General features: G+C 66.9%; 19 protein-coding genes. 16 read left to right on the forward strand and 3 right to left on the reverse strand.

The annotated features are described in order from the left end of the window. Positions 1–2,052, reverse strand: coding sequence for a NosR/NirI family protein (locus CH339_RS08950; protein WP_111434001.1), 2,052 nt, complete (start codon positions 2,050–2,052; stop codon positions 1–3). Between the two features lie 182 nt (positions 2,053–2,234). On the opposite strand from CH339_RS08950, the gene CH339_RS08955 reads away from it, so the two are divergent. From CH339_RS08955 to CH339_RS09015, 13 genes are all read left to right on the forward strand, one after another. Then, entirely contained in the window at positions 2,235–3,938 is a 1,704-nt protein-coding gene (locus tag CH339_RS08955; RefSeq protein WP_201241054.1) for a nitrite reductase, read from the forward strand. 77 nt (positions 3,939–4,015) lie between these two features. After that, positions 4,016–4,801, forward strand: coding sequence for a uroporphyrinogen-III C-methyltransferase (gene cobA, locus CH339_RS08960; protein ID WP_111434003.1), 786 nt, complete (start codon positions 4,016–4,018; stop codon positions 4,799–4,801). Continuing rightward, entirely contained in the window at positions 4,794–5,111 is a 318-nt protein-coding gene (locus CH339_RS08965; protein ID WP_111434004.1) for a c-type cytochrome, read from the forward strand. Before cobA ends, CH339_RS08965 begins: the two co-directional genes overlap by 8 nt. Beyond that, complete coding sequence (locus tag CH339_RS08970; RefSeq protein ID WP_274609908.1) at positions 5,108–6,292, forward strand: cytochrome D1 domain-containing protein; 1,185 nt, start codon at positions 5,108–5,110, stop codon at positions 6,290–6,292. The genes CH339_RS08965 and CH339_RS08970 overlap by 4 nt, the downstream gene beginning before the upstream one ends. 2 nt (positions 6,293–6,294) lie before the next feature. Continuing rightward, positions 6,295–7,281 carry a siroheme decarboxylase subunit beta gene (gene ahbB, locus CH339_RS08975; protein ID WP_111434005.1) on the forward strand — a complete coding sequence of 329 codons (987 nt, stop codon included), beginning with the start codon at positions 6,295–6,297 and terminating at the stop codon, positions 7,279–7,281. After that, positions 7,278–7,751 carry an Lrp/AsnC family transcriptional regulator gene (locus CH339_RS08980; RefSeq protein ID WP_111434006.1) on the forward strand — a complete coding sequence of 158 codons (474 nt, stop codon included), beginning with the start codon at positions 7,278–7,280 and terminating at the stop codon, positions 7,749–7,751. The genes ahbB (CH339_RS08975) and CH339_RS08980 overlap by 4 nt, the downstream gene beginning before the upstream one ends. Further along, positions 7,748–8,236, forward strand: coding sequence for a siroheme decarboxylase subunit beta (gene ahbB / locus CH339_RS08985; protein WP_111434007.1), 489 nt, complete (start codon positions 7,748–7,750; stop codon positions 8,234–8,236). The genes CH339_RS08980 and ahbB (CH339_RS08985) overlap by 4 nt, the downstream gene beginning before the upstream one ends. A 3-nt stretch (positions 8,237–8,239) precedes the next feature. Further along, positions 8,240–9,460, forward strand: coding sequence for a heme d1 biosynthesis radical SAM protein NirJ (gene nirJ / locus CH339_RS08990; RefSeq protein ID WP_111434008.1), 1,221 nt, complete (start codon positions 8,240–8,242; stop codon positions 9,458–9,460). Beyond that, complete coding sequence (locus tag CH339_RS08995) at positions 9,447–11,018, forward strand: nitrite reductase (RefSeq protein WP_201241056.1); 1,572 nt, start codon at positions 9,447–9,449, stop codon at positions 11,016–11,018. The genes nirJ and CH339_RS08995 overlap by 14 nt, the downstream gene beginning before the upstream one ends. Next, complete coding sequence (locus CH339_RS09000; RefSeq protein ID WP_244669168.1) at positions 11,002–11,268, forward strand: hypothetical protein; 267 nt, start codon at positions 11,002–11,004, stop codon at positions 11,266–11,268. The genes CH339_RS08995 and CH339_RS09000 overlap by 17 nt, the downstream gene beginning before the upstream one ends. A 51-nt stretch (positions 11,269–11,319) precedes the next feature. Then, a complete protein-coding gene (locus tag CH339_RS09005) occupies positions 11,320–11,685 on the forward strand; it encodes a TusE/DsrC/DsvC family sulfur relay protein (RefSeq protein WP_111434011.1) in 366 nt (121 codons plus the stop codon). A 109-nt stretch (positions 11,686–11,794) separates the two neighbouring features. After that, positions 11,795–12,001 carry a hypothetical protein gene (locus CH339_RS25110; protein WP_244669169.1) on the forward strand — a complete coding sequence of 69 codons (207 nt, stop codon included), beginning with the start codon at positions 11,795–11,797 and terminating at the stop codon, positions 11,999–12,001. Further along, entirely contained in the window at positions 11,998–13,182 is a 1,185-nt protein-coding gene (locus CH339_RS09015; RefSeq protein ID WP_111434012.1) for an NnrS family protein, read from the forward strand. Before CH339_RS25110 ends, CH339_RS09015 begins: the two co-directional genes overlap by 4 nt. Positions 13,183–13,345: 163 nt before the next feature. Here CH339_RS09015 and CH339_RS09020 read toward each other — a convergent pair whose 3' ends face one another. After that, positions 13,346–14,752 (reverse strand): sigma 54-interacting transcriptional regulator, encoded by a 1,407-nt coding sequence (locus tag CH339_RS09020; RefSeq protein ID WP_111434013.1) that lies wholly within the window; start codon positions 14,750–14,752, stop codon positions 13,346–13,348. Continuing rightward, complete coding sequence (gene atoS, locus CH339_RS09025; protein WP_184443330.1) at positions 14,749–16,641, reverse strand: two-component system sensor histidine kinase AtoS; 1,893 nt, start codon at positions 16,639–16,641, stop codon at positions 14,749–14,751. Before atoS ends, CH339_RS09020 begins: the two co-directional genes overlap by 4 nt. A gap of 318 nt (positions 16,642–16,959) precedes the next feature. Between atoS and CH339_RS09030 the strand changes: the two genes are divergently transcribed. From CH339_RS09030 to CH339_RS09040, 3 genes are all read left to right on the forward strand, one after another. Then, entirely contained in the window at positions 16,960–17,613 is a 654-nt protein-coding gene (locus CH339_RS09030) for a 3-oxoacid CoA-transferase subunit A (protein WP_111434014.1), read from the forward strand. 1 nt (position 17,614) lies between these two features. Continuing rightward, a complete protein-coding gene (locus tag CH339_RS09035; protein ID WP_111434015.1) occupies positions 17,615–18,271 on the forward strand; it encodes a 3-oxoacid CoA-transferase subunit B in 657 nt (218 codons plus the stop codon). Between the two features lie 128 nt (positions 18,272–18,399). Beyond that, positions 18,400–19,830 carry a short-chain fatty acid transporter gene (locus CH339_RS09040; RefSeq protein WP_111434016.1) on the forward strand — a complete coding sequence of 477 codons (1,431 nt, stop codon included), beginning with the start codon at positions 18,400–18,402 and terminating at the stop codon, positions 19,828–19,830. Positions 19,831–19,874: the final 44 nt, after the last annotated feature.

Below are 19,874 nucleotides of genomic sequence, written 5' to 3' on the forward strand. Positions count from 1 at the left end.
TCATTTCTCCGCTGCCGGCGCGGCGCTCGTGGTGCGGACGCGGCGCTTGAGGATCGTGCAGGTATTCGCATCGTGGAAGATCACCTGGCAGCGCAGGCACAGGACGCATTCGTTGGGATTGATGCGGCCGAGGGGATCGATGGCGCCGACCGTGCATTTGGTCTCGCACAACCGGCACTCGCGGCCGCATTGCGGGCGCCGGTGTAGCCAGTCGAAGATCTTCAGCTTGGCCGGGACCGCAAGCCCCGCCCCGAGCGGACAAAGATAGCGGCAGAAGAAGCGCTCGATGAAGAGGCCGGCGGCGAGCAGCACCAGAACATAGGCAACGAACGGCCAGGCCCGCATCATCCTCAGCGACATCGCCGTCTTGAACGGCTCGGCCTCGGCCAGCACCAGGGCGTCGTGGAGCGAGTAGAAGGAGAGCCCGAGGATGCCGACGAAGAGGGTGTATTTGATCACCCAGAACCGTTCGTGGAGCGCCTGGGGGACGGCGATCTGCGGCACCTTCAGGGCGCGCGCGCCGGCATTCAAAAGCTCTTGAAGCGCGCCGAACGGGCATAGCCAGCCGCAATAGACGCCGCGGCCCCAGAACAACAGGCCGAGCGCGACGAAGGACCAGAGCAGGAAGATCACCGGCTCGATCAAAAAAGTCTCCCAGTGAAAGCCGGTGAGGAGGGCGTGCAGGAAGGCGACCACCTGGACGACGGAAAGCTGCCCGTTGAACACCCAGCCCAGCACCACCAGCGTAACTGCGAGAAAGCCGAGACGGCCGATCCGCCACAGCCGGGGGCGGCGCACGAAGCTCTCCTGCAGAAAGAGGATCAGCGTCAGGGTCGCCAGCATCGCCGCGACGACGATGACGGCCGGACGCTTCGCGGTCCAGGTCTCGCGCCACAGCGGCACCGGCTCCGGCGGTGGTGGGCGCTGGAACGCCTCCGGAAGCTCGTAGACCGCCGCGATCGTCGTTGCCACGGTGCCGCCGCTCTCGGCCGGCCGTTCGGCCAGCACTTCGACCGTGATCGGCTGCATCGGATCGATCGCCGGGCCGATGCGGAAGATGCTGACCTCCTTCATTGTCGGCGCGTCGTCGACGGCGAGCCGCTTGACGAACAGATAGTCGTCGGCGCCCGGATGGAGCCGCGTCTCGCCCTGGACGATGGTGAGCCGCTCGAAGGTGCCGGAACGCCGCCACGCCGTGCCGCGGTGCGAATAGAGCCCGCGCGACAGCACGATGAGGGCGGTATCTCCGGGGCCGAGATTGCCGAGCGCGCCCGTATAGACCTGCTGGCCGACCAGATTGCGCCCGACCGTCGGCGGATCGGCGAGGCCGGCATAGAGATCGAGAAAGGCGCCGTCGCCCGGCGGCACCGGGACGAGCGCGCCGGCCAGCTTCTCCGCCGCCTCCGTCATGGACAGGCGGGCATGGGCGAGCGCCCCCATGTCGAGCAGCTCCGGCCAGCCGGCGGGGGAAAAGGCCAGCCGTTCGATGCGGTCGCCGGAGAGCAGGCCGCGGCCCATGGCGAGGGTGCGGGCGGTGCGCAGGATGCCGTCGCGGATGACGCCGGTGGAGACCGTCGCCCGCGCGATGACGTCGGGAACGCCGGGCTGCGGCGCAAGGATCCTGTCGCGCGGCGCGCTGAGGTCGACCCCGGCAAAGCCGTCGACGTAGCGGCCGATATCCTCGTCCGAAATGCCGAGCGTCAGCACCGGTTCGTTGTGGCGCATCAGTCGCGCCCCGGCGATGCGGGCCTTGGTGTCGATGGCGACGAGCACGTCGAGCGGGCGGCCGGAATAGCCGACCGAGCCGGCGATCTCCCAGGTCGAGCCGATATGGCCGAGGACCGCCTCGCCGGCGCGCACCGTCCAGCCGGGAACCCCGGCCCGCTCCTCGCGCACCACGCTGACGGGACCCTCGCGTCCGAACAGGGCGGCCGCGATGGCGGCATCGGGCCGCGCCGGTTCGATGGCATCGGCCAGGATGCCCGCGGCGCATGCCGACAGCGGCTGCAACAGCAGAACAAGAACGGACAGGCAGAGGAAAAAAAGTCGCATTGTCGGACCCGTGCACCGGCTCCAAACAATTAATAAAAATTGAATTCAACTCCTTAACGAAAGTCAAGGAGGCGCCACCAATCGGCGTATACCGTGGGTTTTGCCTCATCAGCGGATCGGAGGAAACCCCTATGAGACTCCCGTATTTCAAAGCCGCGCCGTCGCTTTTTGCGAGTGCCGCCATGGCGACGGTCCTCGGCCTCGGCGGAGCCCTGGCCCAGGACAAGCCGCAAGGCCACGGCGACACGCCCGCCGCCGCCTACAAGCCGAGCATGACGACGCTCGGCGAGATCAAGGTCGAAATCCCCGGCCGCAAAGCGGATGATCCGGTCATTTCCGGCGAGGAATTCCAGCGCGCCGCAACGATCTATTTCGAGCGCTGCGCCGGCTGCCACGGCGTCCTTCGCAAGGGCGCGACCGGCAAGCCGCTGACGCCCGATATCACCCGGGAACTCGGCTACGACCACCTCATCAACTTCATCACCTACGGCTCGCCCGCGGGCATGCCGAACTGGGGCACGTCGGGGCAACTGAGCGAGCAGGACGTCGACCTGATGGCCCGCTACGTGCTGATGGAGCCGCCGGCACCGCCCGAATTCGGCATGCCGCAAATGAAGGAGAGCTGGAAGGTCGTGGTCGCGCCGGAAGACCGGCCGACGAAGAAGATGAACGATATCGACATCGACAATCTGTTCTCCGTCACCCTGCGGGACGCCGGGCAGGTCGCGTTGATCGACGGCAAGACCTACGACATCCACGCAATCATCGACACCGGCTATGCCGTGCACATCTCGCGCATCTCCGCGTCGGGCCGCTATCTCTTCGTCATCGGCCGCGACGCCAAGGTCAACATGATCGACCTGTGGATGAACCCGCCGGCGACCGTTGCCGAAATCAAGGTTGGCTCGGAAGCCCGCTCGGTGGAGACCTCGAAATTCGAGGGCTTCGAGGACAAATACGCGATCGCCGGCTCCTACTGGCCGCCGCAATACGTGATCATGGACGGCGACACGTTGGAGCCGCTCAAGGTCGTCTCGACCCGCGGCAACATCTACGACGAGCAGACCTACCATCCCGAGCCGCGCGTCGCCTCGATCCTGGCCTCGCACTACCACCCGCAATTCATCGTCAACGTCAAGGAGACCGGCAAGATCCTGCTGATCGACTATTCCGATCTAAAGAACCTGACGACGACGGAAATCGAGGCGGAACGCTTCCTGCATGACGGCGGGCTGGACAGCACCCACCGCTACTTCCTGGTCGCCGCCAACGCCCGCAACAAGATCGCGGTCGTCGACACCAAGGAAGAAAAGCTGATCGCCCTGATCGAGTCCAAGGGTGCGACGCCGCATCCCGGCCGCGGCGCCAACTTCGTGCACCCGGTCTACGGTCCGGTCTGGGCGACGTCCCACCTCGGCGACGACAGCGTTGCCCTCGTCGGCACCGATCCGGAGGGACACCCGGACCAGGCCTGGAAGGTGGTTCAGTCCTTCTATGCGCTCGGCGGCGGATCGCTGTTCATTAAGACCCATCCGAACTCCAAGAACCTCTATGTCGACGCGCCGCTCAACCCCGATGCGGAGGTCTCGGCCTCGATCGCGGTGTTCGACACCTCGACGATGACCGAGGCCGAGCCGGAGTTCAAAACGCTGCCGGTCGGCGAATGGGCCGGCATTCCGGAAGGCCAGCCGCGGGTTGTCCAGGGCGAGTTCAACCGCGAGGGCACCGAGATCTGGTTCTCCGTCTGGAACTCCAAGGACAAGGTCTCGGCCATCGTCGTGGTCGACGACAAGACGCTGCAGCCCAAGAAGGTGATCAAGGATCCCCGCCTGATCACGCCGACGGGCAAGTTCAACGTCTTCAACACGCGCAGCGACGTCTACTGACGACGCCGGTCGGGGAGGGTCGTCCGATCCTCCCCGACCCCGCCCGGCATCGAACGCGAGACGAAAAGGCTGGTCCCATGTCCGGAAAAGTTTTCCTGATTGGCGCAGGCCCCGGTGATCCGGAGTATCTGACGCTGAAGGCCCTGAGGGTTCTGCGGGACGCGGACGTGGTGGTGTTCGATCGCCTTGTGTCGCCGGAAATCCTCGCCATGGTTCCCCCGGATGTGCGCCGCATCGACGTCGGCAAGGCGCCGAACGCCCATGCCGTCCCCCAGGACCGCATCAACGCCATTCTCGTCGACCTTGCAGCGCGCGGCCTGACGGTCGCCCGGCTGAAGGGCGGCGATCCGCTCGTTTTCGGCAGGGGCAGCGAGGAGGCCGCCGCACTTGCCGAGGCCGGCATTGCCGTCGACTACGTGCCCGGCATCACCGCCGCGCAAGGGGCGGCCGCGGCAACCGGCATCCCTCTCACCCATCGCGGCCTTGCCTGCGGCGTTCGCTACGTCACCGGCCACCGCGCCCGCAACCGGCCGCTCGACCTCGACTGGCAGAGCCTTGCCGACGAGGAGACCACGCTGGTGGTCTATATGGGCGTTGCCAATATCGCCGAGATCGCCGACCGGCTCACCGCCCACGGCCTGCCGGCGGACACGCCGGTGATGGCAATTGCCAACGCCACCACGCCGCGCGAGCAGAGGCTGGTCTCGCAGCTCGACCGGATCGGCGCCGACGTCGCCTTGGGCGGCCTTGAAGCACCGGTCCTGTTCATCATCGGCCGGGTCGTCTCGCTCTATCGCGAACTGCCCGACTGCCTGCCCGTCGCCGCCATGCTGGCCGAGACCCGGGTCGCCGGCCATGGCTAGGATCGCCGCCTTCCTCGCACTGATGCTGATGGCCGGTCCGGCAGCGGCGGACGACATTTCGCCCGATCGCGCGGTGCGGCTGGAGCATCTGGTGCTGCAGGACTGCGGCTCCTGCCACGGGCTCACCCGCAAGGGCGGCCTCGGCAGCCCGCTGACCCGCGAGGCGCTGGGCGGCGCCGACCCGCACGCGATTGCCGGCATCATCCTCGACGGCTTGCCGGGGACGGCGATGCCGCCCTGGCGTCCGCTGCTGACCGAGACCGAGGCGCTGTGGATCGCCAACTATCTCCTGGAGGAGCCGGCTAAATGACGTTGATCGCCCCCCTCTCGCGCCGCGTCGTCGTCGGCCTTGCCGCGACCGCAATGCTCGCTTTGGCCGCTGCGCCGGTTCGCGCGGAAACGCCCTGCTGCGCCACCGGCGACCTCGGCCTCATCGTGGAGCGCGCCACGGGTTCGCTCGTGGTCGTCGACCAGTCGGAACGCGCCGCCATCGGCCGCATCGAAGGGCTCGGCGATCTCTCCCACGCCAGCCTCGTCTATTCGCCGGACGAGCGCTATGCCTTCGTCTTCGGCCGCGACGGCGGCCTCACCAAGGTCGACATCCTCGCGCAAACCGTCGTCAAGCGGGTGGTGCAGGCCGGCAATTCCATCGGCGGCGCCATCTCCGACGACGGCCGGCTCGTCGCCGTCTCCAACTACGAGCCGGGCGGCGTGCGTGTGTTCGACACCGACACCCTCGACATGGTCGCCGACATCCCGACCGGGTCGAAGACCGTCGGTCTCGTCGACGCCCCGGGGCGGCGCTTCGTCTTCTCGCTCTGGGATGCCGGCGAAACCTGGATCGCCGACCTTTCCGGGCCGATGCCGAAGATCACAAAACTCACCGGCATCGGCACCAACCCCTATGACGGCCTCATCACCGGCGACGGACGCACCTATATCGCCGGTCTCTTCGGCGAGGACGGCCTCGTCCGCATCGACCTGTGGGCAGAGGAGCCGGAGCCCCGGCGCATCCTGCCCCATTACGGCCGCGGCCGGGAAAAGCTGCCGGTCTACAAGATGCCCCATCTGGAAGGCTGGGCGCTTGCCGGCGACCAGTTCGTGCTGCCGGCCGTCGGCCAGCACGAGGTCTTGTGGATGGATGCCCGCGACTTCCGCGAGGTCGCCCGCACGCCGACCCACGGCCAGCCGGTGTTTGCGATGGCCCGGCCCGGCGGCCGTCAGGTCTGGGTGAATTTCGCCCATCCGCTCAACGACACCATCCAGGTCATCGACAGCCAGAGCCACGAGATCGTCCACGAGCTAAAGCCGGGGCCGGCGGTGCTGCACATGGAATTCACCGCCCGCGGCACGGAGGTCTGGGTCTCGGTACGCGATGCCGACCGGGTCGACGTCTACGACGCGGCGACCTTCGAAAAGCTCGGAGAGATCGCGGCGAAAAGCCCGTCCGGCATCTTCTTCACCGCACGCGCCCACAAGATCGGATTGTGACGATGATCGACCGGCTCTCCCCCCTCGACCGCGCGCTGCTGGAGGACTTCCAGCGCGACCTGCCGCTCGTCGCCGCGCCCTTTGCGGCGATGGCCGGGCGGCTCGGTGTCGACGAGGAAACGGTGCTCGAGCGGCTTTGCGCGCTGAAGGAGGTCGGCGCCATCTCTCGCGTCGGCGCCACCTTCCGCCCGAATACCGCCGGCGCCTCGACGCTCGCGGCCCTTGCCGTACCGGCGACGCGCATCGAGGAGGTCGCCGGCATCGTCAGCGCCGAGGCCGGCGTCAACCACAGCTATCTGCGCGAGCACGACTGGAATCTCTGGTTCGTCGCCACCGCGCGCGATGCCTACGACCTCGCCGCGAGCCTGACCCGGATCGAGGCGCGCACCGGTCTGCCGCTCCTCGACCTGCGCCTCGTGCGCGCCTTCAATGTCGACCTCGGCTTTTCCATGCGCGGGCCGCGCAAACCGCTCTCCACCTGCGGCGCAGCCGACGTCACCGTCCTTTGCGAGGACGACCGGCCAATTCTCTCGGCCCTTGCCGACGGGCTTAACCTCGTTCCCCGGCCGTTCGCAGCGCTGGGCAAGGCTCTCGGCCGGACGGAAGCGGCGATCCTGGAGCGCATCGCGATCCTTGCCCGGGCGCGCATCCTCACCCGCATCGGCGTCATCGTCCGCCACCGGACCCTCGGCTGGCGCGCTAATGCCATGGTCGTCTGGGATGTGCCGGAGGAGCGCATCGAGGCGGCGGGAAGAGCGCTCTGCTCGCTCGCCGGCGTCACCCTCTGCTACCAGCGCCGCACGGTGCCGGGCGTCTGGCCCTACGCGCTCTTTTCCATGATCCACGGCCGCAGCCGCGACGAAACCCTCGGCGTTCTGGCCACGGCCGAGGACCTGCCGGAACTGACCGGCATCCGCCGCCAGGTGCTGTTCTCCACGCGCTGCTACAAGCAGACTGCAGCCCTCCTGCAAGGGGAGGCCGCCGCATGAGGCACGCACCGCTCGCGCCAGATGCCCTCGACGGCACCGACCGGCGCATCATTAACGTCTTGCAGGACGGCTTTCCGCTGACGCCGCGGCCCTTCGCCGATGCCGGTGCCGAACTCGGCCTTGCCGAGGACGAGCTGATCTCCCGCATCGCGAGGCTGCGGGAAATCGGCGCGATCACCCGCTTCGGCCCGTTCTTCGATGCTGCGGCGATGGGCGGCGATTTCTGCCTCTGCGCCATGGCCGTGCCGGCCGAGCGCTTCGAGGCGGTCGCCGAAGCCGTCAATGCCCGCCCCGAGGTCGCCCACAATTACGAGCGCGACCACCGGCTCAACATGTGGTTCGTGCTGGCGGTGGAGAAGGCGTCCGACATCGACCGCGTCGCAAAAGAGATCGAGGCGGAGACCGGCATTGCCGTCCTGACCTTCCCCAAGCTCGCCGAGTTCTACATCGGCTTTCGGGTGAGCGCATGAGGATCGACGAGACCGACCGCAAGCTGATCGCCGAGACCCAGGCCGGGCTGCCGCTGGTGCCGGAGCCCTATGCGGAGATCGGCCGCCGGCTGGGCATCGCCGAGGCCGCGGTCCGCGACCGGCTGGCAGCGCTGCAGGCGCGCGGCATCGTCCGCCGCATCGCCATTGCCCCCAACCACTATGCCCTCGGCATGGTCGCCAATGGCATGAGCGTCTGGGACGTCGCCGACGAGGCCGTCGCCCGGCTCGGGCCGGAAGTCGGCGCGCTCCCCTTCGTCAGCCACTGCTACCTGCGCCCGCGCGCGTTGCCGGTCTGGCCCTACAATTTGTTCGCCATGGTGCACGGTGAAAGCCGTGCCGAGGTGGAGGAAAAGCGCGGCGAGATCGCCCGGCTCCTCGGCGTCGCCTGCCGCGGCAGCGACATCCTTTATTCGACCCGCATCCTGAAGAAGACGGGCATGCGGCTCGCCGCAAACGGGAGTTGAGCAATGTTCCGGCTGACCCAGTACATGAAAGAGCTCCTGCAGCCGACCCCGGTGCGCCCGGCGCGCAGCGCCGCCGCCGTCAAGCCGGTGGTGATCTGGAACCTGACGCGCCGCTGCAATCTGCGCTGCCGCCACTGCTACACGGCCTCGGCCGACGTGCCGTTCCCGGGCGAGCTCAGCCATGACGAGGCGCTCTCCGTCCTCGACGACCTTGCCGCCTTCGGCGTTCCAGCGCTGATCCTGTCCGGCGGCGAGCCGCTGCTGCGTTTCGATTTCTTCGAGCTTGCCGGTCGCGCCCGCGAGCTCGGCTTCCGCCACCTGGCGCTCTCCACCAACGGCACCAGGCTCACCGGCGACAACGCCGACCGCGTCGCCGATCTCGGCTTCGACTATGTCGGCATCTCCCTCGACGGCATCGGCGCCACGCACGACTGGTTCCGCGGCGTCGACGGTGCCTTTGACGAAGCGCTTGCCGGCGTGCGCGCCTGCAAGGCCCGCGGCATCAAGGTTGGCCTGCGCTTCACCTTGACGGAGGGCACCGCCGCGCACCTGCCGGCCATGCTCGACCTGTGCGATGCCGAAGGGGTCGACAAGCTCTACCTGTCGCACCTCGTCTATGCCGGGCGCGGCGACAAGCACCGCGGCGAGGACGCCGAGCACGCCCGCACCCGCGGCGCCATGGACCTCTTGATCGCGCGCGGCTGGCACGCGCTTGAGAGTGGTCGTCCGCTGGAGATCGTCACCGGCAACAACGATGCCGACGCGGTCTATTTCCTCAATTGGGTGGCGGCGCATTTCCCGCCCGCCGAAGTGGCCCACGTCCGGGCGCATCTGGAGGCCTGGGGCGGCAACTCCTCCGGCCTTGGCGTCGCCAATATCGACACGCAAGGGCACGTCCACCCCGACACCTACTGGTCCGACTACACGGTCGGCAGCGTGCGCGCCGCTCCGTTCTCCGCGCTGTGGACGGGCGACGACAAGATGCTCGCGCTTCTGCGCCAGCGGCCGCGGCCGCTGAAGGGGCGCTGCGGCGCCTGCGCCTTCCAAAAGGTCTGCGGCGGCAACACCCGCATCCGCGCCCTGCAGGTCTCCGGCGATCCGTGGGCCGAAGACCCGGCCTGCTATCTCCGCGCCGACGAGATCGGCATTGCCGGCGATGCCGGCCGGCTGACCGTCACGCCATTCCGGGGGAAGAGCCATGATCCGGCCCATGAATTCCTTTAAGGCCGCGACGACCGTACTCCTGGCGCTCGCGGCGGGCCTTTGCGCCATCGCGCCGGCACGTGCCGAACCGGACGCCGCCGCGCTCTACCGGGAGCATTGCGCGGAATGCCATGCCGAAAGCCGGCTCGGCGGCATCGGCCCGGCGCTTATCCCGGAGACGCTGACGCGCATCCGCGGCCCGGTGATGGAAGAGGTGATTACCCATGGCCGCCCGGCGACCCAGATGGAAGGCTTCGGCGATGTCCTGAAGAAAGACGAGATCGCTGCGCTCGCCGCCTATCTGCAAACGCCGCTCGCCGAAATCCCCGCCTGGGGGCCGGACGAGATCGCCGCGAGCCGCGAGATGGCCGGAGACTATACGCCGGCGCCGGCTCCGGTCTTTTCCGCCGATCCGATGAACGTCACCCTGGTCGTCGAGACCGGCGACCATCACGTCAGCGTGCTCGACGGCGACAGCTTTGATGTGCTCGACCGGTTCGCGACGCCGTTCGCCGTCCATGGCGGGCCGAAATTCTCCCCCGACGGGCATTTCGTCTTCATCATGTCGCGCGACGGCTGGGTCCAGAAATACGATGTCTGGTCCTTGAAGGAAGTCGGCCGGGTGCGCGCCGGCCTCAACAGCCGCAACATCGCCATGAGCCATGACGGGCGCTGGCTCGCCGTCGCCAACTACCTGCCGCGGACGCTGACGATCCTCTCCACCGCCGACCTCAGCGTCGTCAAGGTCGTCGACGTCGTCGCCAGGAACGGCGAGAAGTCACGCGTCTCCGCCGTCTACCAGGCGCCCCAGCGCAAGAGCTTCATCCTCGCCCTGAAGGACGCCCCCGAGATCTGGGAGATCGCCACGGACCCCGCTGCCGGCCCCTTCCACGACGGCTTCGTGCACAGCTACGAGGCCGGCATGACAGAGGCGCTGGCGGCGGAAAAGGGCCTCTTTGCGCGCCGGCGCATCGCCATCGAGGAGCCCCTCGACGACTTCTTCTTCACCCCCGACTATCGCAACCTCATCGGCACCAACCGCGCCGGCGACCGGGGCGTCGTCGTCAATCTCGATGTCGGGCGGGAAATCGCGACACTGCCGCTGCCCGGCATGCCGCATCTCGGATCGGGCATCGTCTGGACCTCGAAAGGGCGCCGGGTGATGGCGACGCCGCACCTTCGCGAGGGCGTCATCTCGGTCATCGACATCGACGACTGGACCGTGGTTGCCACCATCAAGACCGGCGGGCCCGGCTTCTTCCTGCGCAGCCACGAGAATACGCCTTACGTCTGGGCCGACGTGTTCTTCGGCCCGAACCGGGACGTCATGCACGTCATCGACAAGGAGACGCTGAAGATCGTCAAGACGCTGAAGCCCGTGCCGGGGGCGACCGTCGCCCATACCGAGTTCACCCGCGACGGTCGCTATGCGCTGGTCTCGGTCTGGGAGGACGACGGCGCGCTCCTCGTCTACGACGCACGGACGCTGGAAGAGGTCCGTCGGCTGCCGATGAAAAAGCCCTCGGGCAAATACAATGTCTGGAACAAGATCACGTTCTCCGATGGCACGAGCCACTGACGGCGGCGGCGGCACCGGGATGCCGCGACGGACCCGGCCGCTGTGGACGCTCGCCTTGGTGCTCTATCCCTTCGCGGCGGCCGCGGTGGCGATCAACCTCTTCATGCTGTCGCTGATGGGCCAGGTCGTCGGCCTGCCGGTGCTGGCGCCCGCGGCCGCGGTTGGCTGGTCCGTCCCCTTCGGCGTTCCAGCCGCCTGGCTCGCGGCGCGCTGGGTGCGCCGGCTGATCGCCGAGGCCGAGGCGGACTGACAGAACGGGAAAGACCGGAGTTGCAAACGATAAAAAAGGGGAGGGAAGACCATGAGAACACGGCCTGATGTGGTGACCGAAGACGTGGTCGGGGATCGGACGATCCGGCGCGACGAAGCCGGTTATCTGGTCGACCCGGAGGACTGGGATGAGGCGGTCGCACGAAAATTCGCCGGGGAAGAAGATATCGACCTCGGCGACGAGCACTGGGCGGTCCTTGGCTTCATGCGCGCGTTTCTGGCCGATTCCGGCGTCGCGCCGGATGCCCGCTTCGCCTTCCGGTTCATCGCCGCGCGCCATGGCGAAAGCGAAGCGGCGGCAAGGCGCCGTTTCTTTGCGCTCTTTCCCTACGGCTACGTGAAACAGGCCTGCAAGATCGCCGGCATGAAGCAGCCGCGGGCCTGGAGCACGGGGTGAGGGGCACCCGTTCGTGACCTCAGGAAAGAAACGCGGCAACCGGAAGACCCCGCGTCGCGGCCGGATCGGGTCCGGCGGAAAACCGAACGCGCATGGGAGCGCTTGCCGAGTGACGACACCTGACGACGATACCCCGCCTGACGGCTTCGCCTCGCCGCCCTGCTTCCTGCACGAGCTGGACCCGGCCTATGCCGGGCTCGATGCAGGGGAACGGGAGCAGGAAGCAAAGGAGGTTTCAGGCCGGCGCAAGGCTGAGCGCAAGCCCGATCGCCCGACCCCGTCCGGCGGCGATCCGACAAACGGCGAGGGGCGATGACGTCTTCTGCCGAACGGATACGGCGCTATTCCGGCCCGGCCATCCTCAGCTACGGCTTCCGGCCGCTGTTCTTTTCCGCCGGGCTCTGGGCGCTGTGCGCAATGGGCCTGTGGCTGCTGATGCTTTCCGGCGAACTCGACCCGCCGATGCTGTTCGGCCCCATCGACTGGCATGCCCACGAGCTCCTCTACGGCTATCTGCCCGCCGCGGCGGCCGGGTTCCTCTTGACCGCGGTGCCGAACTGGACCGGGCGCCTGCCGGTGACCGGCGTGCCGCTCGCCGGCCTCGCGCTGTGCTGGTGGGCGGGCCGCATCGCGGTGCTGTTCTCGGCATTCCTGGGCGCGCCTTTCGCGGCCGCGATCGATCTGTCCTTCCTGGTGCTGCTGGCTGCCATCATCGCCCGGGAGATCGTCGCCGGTCGCAACTGGCGGAACCTCAAGGTGCTGGTCCTCATTGCCCTGCTGCTCATCGGCAACGCCGTGTTCCACATCGAGGCTCCCGGCGGTGCCGCCGCCGATGGATATGGCGGTCGCATCGGCATCGCTGCGGCGGTGTTTCTGATCATGCTGATCGGCGGGCGCATCGTCCCGAGCTTCACCCGAAACTGGCTGGTCCGGCGCGGGACGGGCCGGCTGCCGGCTCCGTTCGGCACGTTCGACAAGGCCGCGCTCGGCGTGAGTGCCGCGGCACTCATCGCATGGGGTCTCCTTCCCGGGGCCTCCGCGACGCTGTTGCTTTGTCTTCTTGCCGGTGTCCTGCAATTCGTCCGTCTGGCGCGCTGGGCGCCGGAGCGGACCCTGGCCGAACCGCTCGTCTGGGTCCTCCACCTTGGCTACGCATTCGTTCCCGCCGGCTTCCTGCTGGTCGCCGCCGCCGGAGCTGGGATCGGCGACATCCAGCGCACCGCCGCCCTGCATGCCTGGACGGCCGGAGCGATCGGCATCATGACGCTTGCGGTGATGACCCGGGCGACCCTCGGCCATACCGGCCGGCCGCTGACAGCGACACCGGCGACCACGGCCATCTATGGCCTTGCCGCAGTATCGGTCCTTGCCCGGCTGCTGGCCGGCACCGGCCTTGCCCCGCAGCCGCTCCTTTATGTTGCGGGCCTGTCGTGGATGGCCACCTTCGCCGTCTTCACGCTGGTCTACGGGCCGATGTTCTGGCGCCGACGCAAATAGGTCCAAGAAAACGCGGCGGCGCGGGCCCGGAAACCGGCGGCCCGTTCGGTGCCGTCCAGCGACACCGAAGGGACCGGCGCCGCCTGCAACTGACGGCGCGGGTGATCTTTGCCGATTGGCTCCTTCGGGCATGGTCCGCAAGCCGGTGTGACCACGCGCCGGGTCACGCCTCGTGTTCGCCGGAAGGGGTCGCCAGACCATATTCCTGCAGCTTGTACAGAAGCGTTCGGCGGCTGATGCCGAGCTCCACCGCCGTGTGGCTGCGGTTGCCGCCGTGGCGCACCAGCGCGTTGCGGATGACCTGGCTCTCGAATTCGTTGACGAGATCGCGCAGCGACCCCGTGCGCGACCCGCTGCCGAATGCGTCGCAATCGCCCAGTCCTTCGCCGGTTCCTGCGACGGAGCGCGGAAGATCCTCCGCGGTGATGAAATTGTTGGTGCACATCACCACGGCGTGTTCCACGGCGTTCACCAGTTCCCGCACATTGCCCGGCCACGACCAGGCCAGCAGGCAGTCCATCGCCGCGGAATCGAAGCCGCGGATCACGACGTCGTTTTCGGCGCAGAAGCGTTCCAGGAAATGCTCCGCGAGAAGTCTGACGTCCTCGGGCCGCTCGCGCAGCGGGATCGTCTCCAGCGTGACGACATTGAGGCGGAAATAGAGGTCCTGGCGAAACTTCCCCTCGCGCACCATGTCCTGCAGGTTCTTGTTCGTCGCGGCGACGATGCGCACATCGGTCTGAATTGGCGTCGTGCCGCCGACCCGCTGGAATTCGTGCTCCTGGAGCACGCGCAGCAGCTTGGCCTGCAGGCCGGGGGAAATCTCGCCGATCTCGTCGAGGAACAGCGTGCCGTGCTCGGCCTGTTCGAACCGTCCCCGATGGCGGCCGACGGCGCCGGTGAAGGCGCCTTTCTCGTGGCCGAAGAATTCGCTTTCGTGGAGGCCTTCGGGAATCGCGGCGCAATTCACCTTGACGAACGCCTTGGAGGCCCTCGGGCTGCCATAGTGGATGGCGGCGGCGACGAGTTCCTTGCCGGTTCCGCTCTCGCCCTGGATCAGCGCGGTGGCGTTGCTGCGCGCGACCCTGGCGATCTTGTCGCGCTGCTCGATCATGCGCGGGTTGTTGGTGAGGATGCCTTCGGCGCCGTAGCGTTCCGACAGTTCGCGGCGCAGCGAGACGATATCGTGCTGCATGGCGCGGATTTCCAGAATCCGGCGCACCAGCATGCGGATCTCGTCGAGGTCGAACGGCTTCAGGACGTAGTCGAAGGCGCCGTCCTTCATTGCCTGCACCGCCGTGCCGATCTCGGCGAATGCCGTCATCAGGACGATCCGCGCGCTGCGGTCGATTTCGACGATGGCCTTCAGCGCCTCCAGCCCGTTCATCCGCGGCATGCGGATGTCGAGAAGGACGACAGCCGCATGGCGCCGCCGGAAGGTCTCGACCCCTTCCAACCCGTCATTCGCGACGACCACTTCGAGCCCTTCCTTCTCCAGCACCGCGGTGAGCATGTGGCGGATGGCTTGATCGTCGTCGACGACCAGGGCGAGGGGGGCGGCGTTTGTCATGCGGTCCCTTCCGGCAGAGGAGCAACGATCGGAAGCTCGATGGTGACGATCGTGCCGTAGTCGACGCGGCTGTCGAAACTGATGACGCCGTGGTGCGCGTCGATGATCCGGTGAACCATCGCCAGCCCGAGCCCGGTGCCGCTCGGCTTGGTCGAGAAGAACGGGTCGAAGACCTTGTTCAGGTGATTGGGGGCAACGCCGACGCCGTCGTCGCGAACCTCGATCCTGATGGCGTCATCGCCGTGGCGACGCGCCGTGACGACCACCGTGCCGTCATCGGCAATCGCCTGGAGCGCGTTGATGAGGAGGTTCAGGAGGGCCTGTTTCAGGGCTTCGGCGTCGGCGTCGATCTTCGGCAGGTCCTTGTCGATCTGCAAGTCGATCTGGACGCTCGCCGGCCCGTTGGCCAGGAAGCTGACGTCCTTGATCAGTTCCACCACATCGACCTCGGTCATCTGTGGCGGGCGCAGCCGGCCGAACGCCAAAAGCTTGCTGATCGTTTCGTTGAGGACGTCGACCTCTTCGATGATGATCTTGGAATAGCGGCTCCACTCCTCGGGCTCGCCGCCATCGCCAAGGTATTGGATGAAGCCGCGGATCGAGGTCAGCGGGTTGCGGATCTCGTGCGCGATGCTGGCGGTCAGCTCGCCGAGCGCGGCCAGCCGGTCGGCGCGCATCACCTGCACCATCAGGCGGTCGCGTTCACTCACGTCCTTGAGGACGACGACGGCGCCGATGCGCCTGTTTTCGCCGTCGTGGAGAATGCTCGACGTCGCCGTCAGCCGCCAGACCGCGTCGGTCCTGGGCAGCTCGAGCGCCACGCCGATATGGGAATGGCCGGTGTCGAGCGTATCGAGAAGGGCGCTTGCCACATGCATGTGGTCGGCGAAAAGCTCGCGATACGACCGCCCCATCACCTCGGCCGCCGGCACACCGTACATCACCTCGGCGGCGGGATTGAACGCTGTGATCCGGCCGTCGAGATCGACCGCGACGACGCCATCGGCGATGCTGGTGAGGATGTTCTCCGTCAGCGTGCGGGCATCGAGCAGTGCTCTGGCCATGATGTTGACGGCATCGACGATCTCGCCGAGCTCGCCGCGCAGCGGCCGGATCGGTTTGCGCAGGTCGTTCTTGAGGCCGGCCAGCCCGCCGACAACGACGTCGACTTCCCGCGACAGCCGCTTCGACATGGAGTGGATGACCAATCCGGCGAGGAGGATGCCGCCCAGGGTGATGGCGAGCACGGTCCGGTCGACGGTCTGTTCCTGCCGCTCGATCGCGTCGGTAAACTCGTTCGCCCAGATGTAGCCGATCACCTCGCCGCCGCGGACGATCGGCAGCATGGCGTTCATGATCGATCCGCGAACCAGCGCGCCGGTCTCCACGCTCGGCTTGCCGACCGCCATGACGTCGCGGCCGGGATGGTCGGCAGCGATCGCCCGGCCGACTGTCCCGCCGTAATCCTTGCTCGGCCCGTAGGTGATGATCGCATCGAGGCGGCGCGAATAGTAGCCGCAGCCGACGCCCGGATCGGAGGCGGCGATCTTGTCGGTCACCGGCGCCAGCTTGGCGTTCAAATGCGCGATCGCGGCCTGGCGGTTCTCCCATCCGGACGGCAGATCGGCCAGAAGGGCATCGAATCCCGGCCCAAGCTCGATGTCGAGAATGCGCGCGAGCGAAAACAGCTTGTCCTGCTTTTCGTTCAGCAGCGCCTCGCGGCCTTCATGCTGCAGGATGATGCCGAGGAGGAAGATCGGCAGGGCGACCATGACGAATGACGTCAGCATCAAGCGCTGACGCATCTTTGCCGGCAGCAGCCGTTCGCTGAGCTTCTTCAGGCGCACAGGATGCTCCGTATGCCTGGTCTGGCGATCGCCTTCGCCCATCGCAGGCGGCCTTTCGCTGGGAATTCCCACCTCGAACATGATTGGCGCCTTGGGCCATTCGGGAAGACGGACGCTCCCGGCGGGAGGGGCCGGAAACGCCTCTGTAGCCCATCTTATCGACCCGTTGCCAAGTAAAGTCCATGTGAAAAATTTTGCGCATTGCGCAAGTTCCTGCGCAATCCCAACAAGTGTTCCCCGGTGCGGAATGGCGGTCAAGCCCACAGGAATCAACGTGTCATGAAGAATGGCATGGGGTGTGCATGACAACTGACGCAGCTTATCGCGTTTAGCGAAAACGACGTACACGAGGGAGCATAAATGTCAAAGTTGTGTAGTTGTGCATGCGCAGTCGAGAGTATTACTGATGGTTCGTCAGTAATGATCGGCGGTTTCATGGGAGGCGGGTCCCCGCACCGGTTGATCGACGAACTGGTGCGTCAGGGCAAGAAGGACCTCACAATCATCGCCAATGACACGGCCCGTCCGGGCTTCGGCATCGGCAAGCTCGTCGACGCGGGAGCGCTCAAGCGGTTGATAGCTTCCCATATCGGCCTCAACCCCGAAACCCAGAAACGGATGATCGCCGAGGAAATCGAGGTGGAACTGGTGCCCCAGGGCACGCTTGCCGAGCGCATCCGCGCCGGCGGCACGGGCCTCGGCGGCGTGCTCACCGCGACCGGCGTCGGCACCGTGGTCGCCGACGGCAAGCCGACGCTGGAGCTCGATGGCGAGACCTATCTGGTCGAGACGCCGCTGAAGGCGGACTTCGCCCTCATTCACGCCCTGCGCGCCGATCTCTTCGGCAATCTGCAGTACCAGCTGACCGCCCGTAACTTCAATCCGTCGATGGCCCTGGCCGCGACGACGGTTGTCGCCGAGGCCGCCGAGATCGTGCCGGTCGGCATGATCCCGCCGGACCATGTCGAAACCGTCGGCGTCATCGTCGACCACCTCATTTCTCGGGAGGCATGAAATGGATTCGAAAGCCCTCATCGCCCAGCGTGTGGCCCAGGAACTGGTCAGCGGCGATCTCGTCAATCTCGGGATCGGTCTGCCGACGCTCGTCACCACCTATCTGCCTGAAGGAATCCGCGTTTTCTTCCAGTCCGAAAACGGACTGATCGGCATGCAGGCCCTGTCCGAGAAGGCGGCAGCCTTCGAGGACCTGACCGATGCCGGCGGCACCCCGGCGAGCTTCATTCCGGGCGCCGCGGCGTTCGACAGCGTCGCCTCCTTCGGCTTCATCCGCGGCGGCCATCTCGACGTCACCGTGCTCGGCGGCCTGCAGGTCGACGAAGGCGGGCAACTGGCGAACTGGATGGTCCCCGGCAAGATGGTGCCGGGCATGGGCGGCGCGATGGACCTCGTCACTGGCGCCAAGAAGGTGATCGTCGCCATGACCCACACGGCAAAGGGCGCTCCGAAGATCATCAAGAAGTGCAACCTGCCGCTGACCTCGGTGCGCCGGGTCGATCTTATCGTCACCGACCTGGCGGTGATCGAGCCGACCGACGACGGGCTCGTTCTCCGGGAGGTCGCTCCCGAGATGTCCATCGACGACGTCACCGCCGCCACGGAGGCGAAACTCCTCATTCCGGACGACGTCAAGCAGATGCCCGTCTGGATCTGACCGCAGCCCAAGGCACCAGCCCGACCCAATCCGTCCTTCAGATTCCGCTCCTCCGCCGCCGCTCCTGCCGAGCGGTGCGGCGGCGCGGGGACGGCCGAGGTCGCTCCAATCCTCAGAGAGGAAGCTCCATGTCAAACGCCTATGTCCGGGCCCCCGCGCCCGAAGAGAGCAAGCAACCGGCGGGCCTCGCCCGTCTCGCCTACCGCTTTACCGAACTGTCCGAAAAGTGGTTCCCCGACGCCTTCGTCTTCGTGGCGCTGGCGCTGATCGTGGTCGTCCTGGCCAACCTGGCCACCGGCGCCAATCCGATGGACATCGCCCACTCCTTCGGCACCGGTTTTTGGACGCTCATCCCCTTCACCATGCAGATGGCTCTGGTCGCCATCACCGGTTATGTGGTGGCGACCTCGGGGCCCTGCACCAAACTGATCGCGCGCCTGGCCAGCGTCCCGCAAAGCAGCCGCGGCGCCGTTGCCTGGGTGGCCGCCATCACCATGGCGTCGTCCTATCTCAACTGGGCCCTGAGCCTGGTCCTCGGCGGCCTCCTGGTCCGCGCCATCGCCCGGCGCACCGACATCAAGGTCGACTACCGCGCCGCCGGCGCGGCCGCCTATCTCGGCCTCGGCGCCACCTGGGCGCTCGGTCTCAGCTCTTCGGCGGCAATGCTTCAGGCCAACCCGGCGTCGCTGCCGAAGGCAATCTCCGACATCAGCGGCGTCATCCCGCTCAGCCAGACCATCTTCCTCTGGCAGTCGATCGTCATGCTGCTGATCATCGCCGCGGTCGCCGTCACCGTCGCCTACTATTCGGCGCCGGAGGGCAACCAGATCAAGACCGCTGAAGACATGGGCTGCGACGTTTCCGAGACCGATACCAGCGCTCAGAAACCGGCAAGGCCCGGCGAATGGCTCGAGTTCAATTTCATCCTGCCGGCACTGGTGGTGCTCCTTGCGGCCGGATACGTCTATGTCGAGCTGTCCACCAAAGGCGTCATGGGGACGATCTCCAACCTCAACAACTACAACTTCATCTTCCTGATGGTCGGCCTGCTGCTGCATGGCAATATCCGCAGCTTCCTGACCTCCGTGTCGAAGGCCGTCCCGACGACCGCCGGCGTGATCATCCAGTTTCCGTTCTATGCCTCGATCGCTGCCCTGCTCACCCAGGTGCCGGGGTCGGACGGCGTCACCATCTCGCACCACATCTCGCACCTCTTCGTCTCCATCGCCAACATCGAGATCTTTCCGGTCGTCATCGGCGTCTACTCGGCGATCCTCGGCTTCCTGGTTCCCTCCGGCGGCGGCAAATGGATCATCGAGGCGCCCTATGTGCTGCAGACGGCGAAAGACCTGAACGCGCATATGGGATGGGCGATCGAAGTCTATAACGCCGCGGAAGCGCTGCCGAACCTGATCAACCCGTTCTGGATGCTGCCGCTGCTCGGCGTCCTCGGCCTGCGCGCCCGGGATCTGGTCGGCTTCTGCTTCACGCAGCTGATCTTCGCCTTCCCGCTGGTGATGTTCCTGCTGTGGGTCCTGGCCCCCTCGGTCACCCCCTGATACCGCGCGCCGGCCGCCGTCCATGCGGGCTGAGATCGGAAGAG

It is taken from the genome of Rhodobium orientis, from assembly GCF_003258835.1.
Taxonomy (GTDB): Bacteria; Pseudomonadota; Alphaproteobacteria; order Rhizobiales; family Rhodobiaceae; genus Rhodobium; species Rhodobium orientis.